General features: G+C 67.0%; 11 protein-coding genes. 9 read left to right on the forward strand and 2 right to left on the reverse strand.

Features of this window, described 5'->3' with window-relative positions; all coding sequences use genetic code 11:
• From VTU_RS25170 to VTU_RS0100955, 9 genes are all read left to right on the forward strand, one after another.
• On the forward strand, window positions 1-740 hold a 740-nt coding region (locus VTU_RS25170; protein WP_010099954.1), incomplete at its 5' end, for an HAD-IC family P-type ATPase.
• On the forward strand, window positions 740-877 hold the full coding sequence (gene ccoS, locus VTU_RS0100920) for a cbb3-type cytochrome oxidase assembly protein CcoS (RefSeq protein WP_010099956.1): 138 nt from the start codon (window positions 740-742) through the stop codon (window positions 875-877). The genes VTU_RS25170 and ccoS, both read left to right, overlap by 1 nt.
• A 65-nt stretch (window positions 878-942) precedes the next feature.
• On the forward strand, window positions 943-2,382 hold the full coding sequence (gene ccoN / locus VTU_RS0100925) for a cytochrome-c oxidase, cbb3-type subunit I (RefSeq protein WP_010099958.1): 1,440 nt from the start codon (window positions 943-945) through the stop codon (window positions 2,380-2,382).
• Window positions 2,383-2,400: 18 nt separating this feature from the next.
• Window positions 2,401-3,045, forward strand: coding sequence for a cytochrome-c oxidase, cbb3-type subunit II (ccoO, locus tag VTU_RS0100930; protein ID WP_010099959.1), 645 nt, complete (start codon window positions 2,401-2,403; stop codon window positions 3,043-3,045).
• 15 nt (window positions 3,046-3,060) lie between these two features.
• Entirely contained in the window at window positions 3,061-3,198 is a 138-nt protein-coding gene (locus VTU_RS0100935; RefSeq protein WP_010099960.1) for a cbb3-type cytochrome oxidase subunit 3, read from the forward strand.
• Between the two features lie 31 nt (window positions 3,199-3,229).
• The gene (gene ccoP, locus VTU_RS0100940) at window positions 3,230-4,144 is read left to right on the forward strand and encodes a cytochrome-c oxidase, cbb3-type subunit III (protein ID WP_010099961.1); all 915 of its coding nucleotides are present in this window, start codon (window positions 3,230-3,232) and stop codon (window positions 4,142-4,144) included.
• A gap of 33 nt (window positions 4,145-4,177) precedes the next feature.
• Complete coding sequence (gene ccoG, locus VTU_RS0100945; protein WP_010099962.1) at window positions 4,178-5,623, forward strand: cytochrome c oxidase accessory protein CcoG; 1,446 nt, start codon at window positions 4,178-4,180, stop codon at window positions 5,621-5,623.
• 60 nt (window positions 5,624-5,683) lie between these two features.
• Window positions 5,684-5,959 carry a FixH family protein gene (locus VTU_RS0100950; RefSeq protein ID WP_029553979.1) on the forward strand — a complete coding sequence of 92 codons (276 nt, stop codon included), beginning with the start codon at window positions 5,684-5,686 and terminating at the stop codon, window positions 5,957-5,959.
• A gap of 57 nt (window positions 5,960-6,016) precedes the next feature.
• Window positions 6,017-6,310, forward strand: a complete 294-nt coding sequence (locus VTU_RS0100955; RefSeq protein WP_010099965.1) for a hypothetical protein — start codon at window positions 6,017-6,019, stop codon at window positions 6,308-6,310.
• A 47-nt stretch (window positions 6,311-6,357) separates the two neighbouring features.
• Here VTU_RS0100955 and rbfA read toward each other — a convergent pair whose 3' ends face one another.
• Both rbfA and infB read right to left on the reverse strand, forming a co-directional pair.
• Complete coding sequence (gene rbfA, locus VTU_RS0100960) at window positions 6,358-6,729, reverse strand: 30S ribosome-binding factor RbfA (RefSeq protein ID WP_010099967.1); 372 nt, start codon at window positions 6,727-6,729, stop codon at window positions 6,358-6,360.
• A 5-nt stretch (window positions 6,730-6,734) separates the two neighbouring features.
• Window positions 6,735-8,703, reverse strand: a 1,969-nt coding sequence (gene infB, locus VTU_RS0100965; protein ID WP_010099970.1) for a translation initiation factor IF-2, incomplete at its 5' end; no start/stop codon positions are given.

Genomic DNA, 8,703 nt, shown 5'->3' on the forward strand with positions numbered 1-8,703 from the left:
CCTCGGGCACGGTGCGCAGGCTGCGGCTCGGCTCCGCCGGCCATGCGGATGCGGCGCCGCAGGATGGCGCCGCCGCGTTGCAGGTCGTGCTGGCCGAGCAGCGCGGCGCCGACCGCTGGTACGAGCTGGCGCGCTTTGAACTGGTGGAAGACCTGCGCGCAGAGGCCCCCGCCGTGGTGCGCGCGCTGGAGCAGGCCGGCGTCACGGTGCAACTGCTGTCCGGCGACCGGACGCAGGCGGTGCAGCGCGTCGCGGCGCAGGCGGGAATTGCCCGGGCGCAGGGCGGGTGCACGCCGCAGGACAAGCTGGTCGCGCTGCAGGCCTTGCAGTCCGCTGGCCGCCGTGTGGCGATGGTCGGCGACGGCCTGAACGATGCCCCGGTGCTCGCCGGTGCCCATGTGTCGTTCGCCTTTGGCCGCGCCGTGCCGCTGGCCCAGTCGCGCGCCGATTTCGTGGTGCTCGGCGACAGCCTGGAGCGGGTGCCGCAGACCCTGTTGCTGGCGCGTCGCAGCCTGCAGGTGGTGCGTCAGAACCTGTGCTGGGCCGCGGCGTACAACGCGCTGTGCGTTCCCCTGGCGCTCGCGGGCCAGATGCCGGCCTGGCTCGCCGGCCTGGGCATGGCGCTCAGTTCGCTGCTGGTGGTGCTCAACGCCGCGCGCCTGGCGCGCGCGCTGCCCACGGGCACCAGCGCCGATACCAGCGGCGCCGATTTTTCCAAGACCTCCCGGGAGCCCCTCTGATGGACATCCTCTACCTCCTGATCCCGCTCTCCGTGGTGCTGGTGCTGATGATTCTGGCGGGGCTGTGGTGGGCGGTGCACCACGGCCAGTTCGAGAGCCTGGAGCAGGAAGGCGAGCGCATTCTCCAGGACGGTTGACTTGGGTCAATGTCTGTCTGGCCGGATTCCCGCACACTTCGATCGCAATAATGATGAGGTGCCCGATGGATGCTCGAAAAACAGATGCCGCGCATTACAACGATACGGTGGTGCGGCAGTTCTCCGTGATGGCCGTGGTCTGGGGCGTGGTGGGCATGCTGGTGGGCGTGCTCATCGCCGCGCAGCTCGCCTGGCCGGAGCTCAACTTCGGCATTCCCTGGCTCAGCTACGGGCGCCTGCGCCCCCTGCACACGAACGCGGTGATCTTTGCGTTTGGCGGCTGCACGCTGTTTGCCAGCAGCTACTACGTGGTGCAGCGCACCAGCCAGGTGTCGCTGTTTGCCGGGCGGCTCGCGGCGTTCACCTTCTGGGGCTGGCAGTTGGTCATCCTGGCGGCGGCCATCAGCCTGCCGCTGGGCTATAGCACGGGCAAGGAATACGCCGAGCTCGAATGGCCCATCGACATCCTGATCACGCTCGTCTGGGTGGCCTACGCCATCGTGTTCTTCGGCACCATCGGCACGCGCAAGGTCCGGCACATCTACGTTGCGAACTGGTTCTTTGGCGCGTTCATCCTGGCCGTGGCGCTGCTCCACGTGGTCAATAGCGCGGAGGTCCCGGCGGGCTTCATGAAGAGCTACTCGGCGTACGCCGGCGTGCAGGACGCGATGGTCCAGTGGTGGTACGGCCACAACGCCGTGGGCTTCTTCCTCACCGCAGGCTTCCTCGGGATGATGTATTACTTCATCCCCAAGCAGGCGGGGCGCCCGGTGTACAGCTACCGCCTGTCCATCGTCCACTTCTGGGCGCTGATCTTCACCTACATGTGGGCCGGTCCGCACCACCTGCACTACACCGCGTTGCCCGACTGGACGCAATCGCTGGGCATGGTGTTCTCGCTGATCCTGCTCGCGCCCAGCTGGGGCGGGATGATCAACGGCGTCATGACCCTGTCGGGCGCCTGGCACAAGCTGCGCGACGACCCCATCCTGCGCTTTCTGATCGTGTCGCTGTCGTTCTACGGCATGTCCACGTTCGAGGGGCCGATGATGTCCATCAAGACCGTGAACGCGCTGAGCCACTACACCGACTGGACCGTGGGCCACGTGCACTCGGGCGCGCTGGGCTGGGTCGGGCTGATCTCCATGGGGTCGCTGTACTACCTGGTTCCGCGCCTGTTCGGCAGGGAGAAAATGCACTCGATCCAGGCCATCGAGCTGCATTTCTGGATGGCCACCGTCGGCATCGTGCTGTACATCGCGGCCATGTGGATCGCCGGTGTCATGCAGGGCCTGATGTGGCGCGCAATCAACCCCGACGGAACGCTCAGCTACAGCTTCGTGGAAGGCGTCAAGGCGAGCTATCCGTTCTACGTGGTGCGCACCGTCGGCGGCCTGCTGTACCTCGGCGGAATGCTGGTCATGGCCTGGAACGTCTGGCTGACCGCGATCGGTGGCCGCTCGGCCAAGGCGCTCATTCCTGCCGTGCACGCGGCGCAGGCCTGAGACCCAAGGAGCCAGACCATGTCCAGCCACGACACATCCGACAACGCATCCGCTGCGACCGGCTTTCGCCACGAAAAGGTCGAGACCAGCAACTTCCTGCTGATCGTGCTGATCCTGCTGGTGATCGCCATTGGCGGCCTGGTGGAGATCCTGCCGCTGTTCTTCCAGAAGTCCACGACCGAGCCGATCGCGGGCCTCAAGCCCTACGACGCCATGCAGCTCGCGGGCCGCGACATCTACATCCGCGAAGGCTGCTACAACTGCCATTCGCAGATGATCCGGCCGCTGCGCGCCGAGACGCTGCGCTACGGCCACTACTCCGTCGCCGGCGAGTTCGTCTACGACCACCCCTTCCAGTGGGGCAGCAAGCGCACCGGGCCGGACCTGCACCGTGTGGGCGGCAGGTACAGCGATGAATGGCATCGCATCCACCTGACGAATCCGCGCGACCTGGTTCCCGAGTCGAACATGCCGGCCTACCCCTGGCTGGAGAAGAGCCAGCTCGACCCGGGCCAGCTCGCGCCGCGCATGCAGGCCCTGCGCACCGTGGGCGTTCCCTATACCGACGCGCAGATCGCCGCGGCGGCGGACGAGGTCAGGGGGAAGTCCGAGTTGGACGCGCTCATCGCCTACCTGCAGGTCCTGGGGCGCACGCTCAAGTGAAAGGAAAGATTCGCCATGGACATCACCACATTGCGCATCGTCGCCACGCTGGCATCGATGGCCTGCTTCCTGGGAATCTGGGTCTGGGCCTACCGGGGCCGCAACCGGTCGCGGTTTGAAGAGGCGGCCCGGCTGCCTTTCGAGCAGGACTGAACTTCCGCAGAACACCCCGAGAAAACACCCCATGAGTGACTTCAAGAGCAATTTCTGGCCGCTCTTCGTGGCCGCGCTGACCCTGATCGGCATCGTCGCCTGCATGGTGCTGCTCTGGATGGCCGGACGCAAGAAGGTGTCCGCCGGCAGCGACAACACCACCGGCCATGTCTGGGACACGGACCTGGTCGAGATGAACAACCCCCTGCCGCGCTGGTGGGTGTGGCTGTTCGTGATCACCGTCGTGTTCAGCCTCGGCTACCTGGTCGCGTACCCCGGCCTGGGCAATTTTGCGGGCCAGCTGGGCTGGACCCAGAAGAACCAGTACGAGGCCGAAATGGCGCAGGCCAGGACGGTGCTCGAGCCCCTGTACGCACGCTTTGCCACGATGAAACCCGAAGACATGGCGCGCGACCCGCAGGCGCAGGCGATCGGCGAGCGGCTGTTCATGAACCATTGCGCCCAATGCCATGGATCGGACGCGCGTGGCAGCAAGGGCTTTCCGAACCTGACGGACGGCGACTGGCTGCACGGCGGCAGCCCCGAGCAGATTCGCGAGACGATCACCAAGGGGCGCGTCGGGAATATGCCGCCCCAGGCGGCAGCGGTCGGCAGCCCCGAGGACGTGCGCAATCTCTCGCACTACGTGCTGAGCCTCTCGGGCAACCCGCACGACTCGCTGCGCGCGTCGTTGGGCAAGTCGAAGTTCGCGCTCTGCGCCGCCTGCCACGGCATGGACGGCAAGGGCAACCAGGCGCTGGGCGCGCCCGACCTGACCGACGACATCTGGCTGCACGGCTGGGGCGAGGCGGTGATCACGGCGATGATCAACGAGGGCAAGGTGAACCAGATGCCAGCGCAGGCAGAAAAGCTGACCGCGGAGCAGATCGGCGTGCTCTCGGCCTACGTCTGGGGTCTGTCGCACGGGTCGGCGGCCGCGCGCTGATCCGAGGGGGCGGGGGGCATCCTCGATACCAGCATGCAACCGTCCACCGAACCCGCGCGCAAGAGTATCCCGATCGTCCCGGCGGCATCCGACGCCCCGTCCGGGGACGCGGGCGGCTCCCTGTACGAGGCGCAAAAGAAGATCCACCCGCGCTCCATCGACGGGCCGTTCGCGCGCTGGCGCTGGGCCATGGTGCTGCTCACGCAACTGGTCTTCTACGGACTGCCGTGGTTCGAATGGGGGCAGCGCCAGATGGTGCTGTTCGACCTCGGGGCGCGGCGCTTCTATATGTTCGGGCTGGTGCTGTACCCGCAGGACTTCATCTATCTCACGGGCCTGCTCATCATCTCGGCGCTGGCGCTGTTCCTGTTCACGGCCGTCGCAGGGCGGCTGTGGTGCGGCTTTGCCTGCCCGCAGACGGTCTACACCGAGATCTTCCTGTGGGTCGAGCACCGGATCGAGGGCGATCGCAGCGCCCGCCTGCGGCTGGACAAGGGCCCCTGGACCTGGGAGAAACTGCGCAAGAAAGGCCTCAAGCAAATCGTCTGGATCGCGCTCGCGCTCTGGACGGGGCTGAGCTTCGTGGGCTATTTCGTTCCCATCCGGGAACTCGGCAGCGAACTGCTCGCCCTGCAGGGCGGCTGGCAGATCTTCTGGGTGCTGTTCTACGGCTTTGCCACCTATGGCAACGCCGGCTTCATGCGCGAACAGGTGTGCAAGTACATGTGCCCCTACGCGCGCTTTCAGGGCGCCATGTTCGACCCGGACACGCTGATCGTCAGCTACGACGCGCAGCGCGGCGAGCCCCGGGGTGCGCGCGGCAAGGCCGTGGAGCCCAAGGCCAGCGGCCTGGGTGACTGCATCGACTGCACGCTGTGCGTGCAGGTCTGCCCGGTGGGAATCGACATCCGCCAGGGCCTGCAGTACGAATGCATCGGCTGCGGCCTGTGCGTCGATGCCTGCAATGGCGTGATGGACAAGATGCAGTACCCCCGGGGCCTGATCCGCTACGCCACCCAAAATGGCGTGGCCCGGCGCTGGAGCCAGGCGCAGATGCTGCGCCGCGTGCTGCGTCCCCGGGTGCTGATCTACGGCGCGCTGCTCGCGGCGCTGAGCCTGGGCATGCTGGCCAGCCTGCTGCTGCGCATTCCGCTGAAGGTGGACGTGCTGCACGACCGCGCGGCGCTCGCGCGCATCGTCGCCGGCGGCAGGCTGGAGAACATCTACCGTTTGCAAATCATGAACGCGACGGAGCAAGCGCAGCGCTATCGCGTCGCTGCACGCGGGCTCGAAGGCCTGGCGCTGGCCTCCGACGCCGAGGTGGACGTCGGCGCCGCGCAATCGCGCTGGATCGCCGTGCGCCTGCAGATACCGTATGGCTCGGAAAAGCCCGGCGCGCATGCGGTGCATTTTGACGTGCAGGCCCTGGGCGCCGGCGCCCGGGTGACGGAAAAATCCGTGTTCCTGGTTCCGCGGTAGGCAGCCAAGCAGGTTGGCGCCCCATCACACAATCAGACCGTCCTCAAGGAGTAAGCCACCATGCCTTCAAGCCCCTGCCCGGAAAACACTGCACCGTGGTGGACATTCGGCCATGTCTGGCTGGTGATCGCGGGCCCGGCCTGCGTCATCGTCGCCAGCTTCGCCACCCTGTGGCTGGCGCTTGCGCGGCCGGACCCGGTGGTCGCCGAGGACTATTACCGCCAGGGAATCGAGATCAACAAAACGCTCCAGGCCACGCCAAAGAGCCTGGTGCCGGCGATCCAGGGGCGCAACCATGCGCTCACGCCGGTGCCGCCGCCGCCGCAGCAGCACTGAAGCCGCGATCCCCCCGTCCGACGGCCAAGCCGCGGACCCAACAAGGAGACAGTAGCCATGTGGACGCAGCGCCTGATGTGGATTGCCTGGCCCGCCTTTCTGATGGCGGGCGTACTGGAAATGCTGGTGTTTGCCCTGGTCGATCCGCAGGACCTGCACTGGTTCGGGCAGACGCTGGCGCTGTCGCGCGAGGGCGTCTACACCCTGGCGTTCTTTGCGTTCTGGGCGGTGACCATGGCGTCGAGCGCGCTGACCACGCTGCTCGCGCAGTCGCCGTTCGAACTCAACCGCTGCCCGGTTGCCGAAGGCGAGCGCCCCGAGGACTGCTGCAAGACCTCGTCGTTCCCCTGAGCGATGGGGCTTGCAAGCGGCTCTCTGGGCGGGGGGCCTGAGCGCGGTCAGTCCTCTTTGGCCCGCGAAGCAACCGCCTGGGCGATCAGGGCGTGCATGTCGGCCGCGCGCTCGCAGCTGCGGTCGAACACGAAGTGCAGCGTGGGCACGGTGTGGATGTGCAGGCGCTTGAACAGGCCGTTGCGCAGAAAGCCCGCGGCCTGGTTGAGCGCCGCCTGCGTTGCCTGCGGGTCGCCCGTGAGCTGGCTGAAGAACACCTTGGCGTGCGCGTAGTCGGGCGTGACCTCCACGCCCTGCAGCGTCACCAGGCCCACGCGCGGGTCCTTCAGTTCGCGCGCGATGAGCTCCGTGAGATCGCGCTGGATCTGGTCGGCCACCTTGAAGGCGCGATCGGGGGAGGAGGATTTCTTCGCGGCCATCGGGATCACAGCGTGCGCGCGATTTCCTTGATTTCAAAGAACTCGAGCTGATCGCCTTCCCGGATGTCGTTGTAGTTCTTGAGCTTGATGCCGCACTCGAAGCCCTCCTTGACCTCCCGGACGTCGTCCTTGAGGCGCTTGATCGAGTCGATTTCGCCGGTGTGCACGACCACGTTCTCGCGCAGCAGGCGGAACCTGGCGTTGCGGTGCACCATGCCGGAGGTAATGTACGAACCCGCGACGGTACCGATCTTGGAGGCCACGAACACGGTGCGGATCTCGGCCGTACCGAGGGCCTCTTCGCGCTGCTCGGGGGCCAGCATGCCGGACATTGCCACGCGCAACTCGTCCACGGCGTCGTAGATGATGCTGTAGTAGCGCAGGTTCACGCCATTGTTCTCGGCGAGCTTGCGCGCACCGGCGTCGGCGCGCACGTTGAAGCCGATGACGACGGCCTTGGAGGCGATCGCCAGGTTGATGTCCGACTCGCTGATCGCGCCCACCGCGGCGTACACCAGCTGCACCTTGACCTCGCCGGTCGAGAGCTTGAGCAGCGACTGGGCCAGCGCCTCCTGCGAGCCCTGCACGTCGGCCTTGACGATGATGGGCAGCATCTTCACCTCGCCCGCGGTCATTCCGACGAGCATGTTTTCCATCTTCACCGCCTGCTGCTGGGCCAGCTTGGTGTTGCGGAATTTGCCGGCGCGGTAGGTGGCGATTTCGCGTGCACGGCGCTCGTCGGTGAGCACCATGAATTCGTCGCCGGCCTGCGGCACCTCGGTCAGGCCCTGGATTTCGACCGGGATCGACGGGCCCGCCGTTTTTGTGGAGCGGCCGGTTTCGTCGAGCATGGCGCGCACGCGGCCGTACGTCTGGCCCGCGAGCACCACGTCGCCGGCCTTGAGCGTTCCGGACTGCACGAGCACGGTGGCCACCGGGCCGCGGCCCTTGTCGAGTTGCGCCTCGATCACCAGGCCCTTGGCCAGCGTGTCCACGGGCGCCCTGAGTTCGAGCACTTCGGCCTGCAGCAGCACCTGTTCGAGCAGCGCGTCGATTCCCGCTCCGGTCTTGGACGATACCGCGACGAAGGGTGAATCGCCGCCGTACTCTTCGGGCAGCACCTCCTCGGTCACCAGTTCCTGGCGCACGCGGTCGGGGTTGGCGTCGGGCTTGTCGGCCTTGGTGATCGCCACCACGATGGGCACGCCCGCGGCCTTGGCGTGCTTGATGGCTTCCTTGGTCTGCGGCATCACGCCGTCGTCCGCGGCGACCACCAGAATCACGATGTCGGTGGCCCGTGCGCCGCGTGCGCGCATGGCGGTGAAGGCCTCGTGGCCCGGGGTGTCGAGGAACGAGACCATGCCGCGCGGCGTCTCGACGTGGTAGGCGCCGATGTGCTGCGTGATTCCGCCGGCTTCGCCCGCGGCCACCTTGGTGCGGCGGATGTAGTCGAGCAGCGAGGTCTTGCCGTGGTCCACGTGGCCCATGACGGTCACCACCGGCGCGCGCGGCAACACCTCGGCGTTTTGCTGCGCCACGTCGTCGTCGGCAAAGGCTTCCGGATCGTCGAGCGCGGCCACCACCGCCTTGTGACCGAGCTCTTCGACGACGATCATCGCCGTGTCCTGGTCCAGCGGCTGGTTGATGGTGACCATCTGGCCCATCTTCATCAGCGCCTTGATGACTTCGGATGCCTTGATGGACATCTTGTGCGCCAGCTCGGCGACGGTGATGGTCTCGGGCACGTGCACCTCGATGCTGCGCGCCTCGACCGGAGCCGACGGCTGGTGCTCGTCGCGCTGCTCGCGGTTGTCGCCGCGGCGCCCGCGCGGGCCGCCGCGCCAGTTGTTGCGGCCGACGCCGCCGCTGCTGTCGCCGCGGGTTTTGATTTCCTTTTTCTTGGCGCTGTCGCCCGCCCAACTCGACGACAGTTTGGCGGACTTGACTTCCTTGCCCGCGCCCGGCGCGGCCGCA

Source organism: Verminephrobacter aporrectodeae subsp. tuberculatae At4 (assembly GCF_000193225.1).
Taxonomy (GTDB): domain Bacteria; phylum Pseudomonadota; class Gammaproteobacteria; order Burkholderiales; family Burkholderiaceae_C; genus Acidovorax; species Acidovorax aporrectodeae.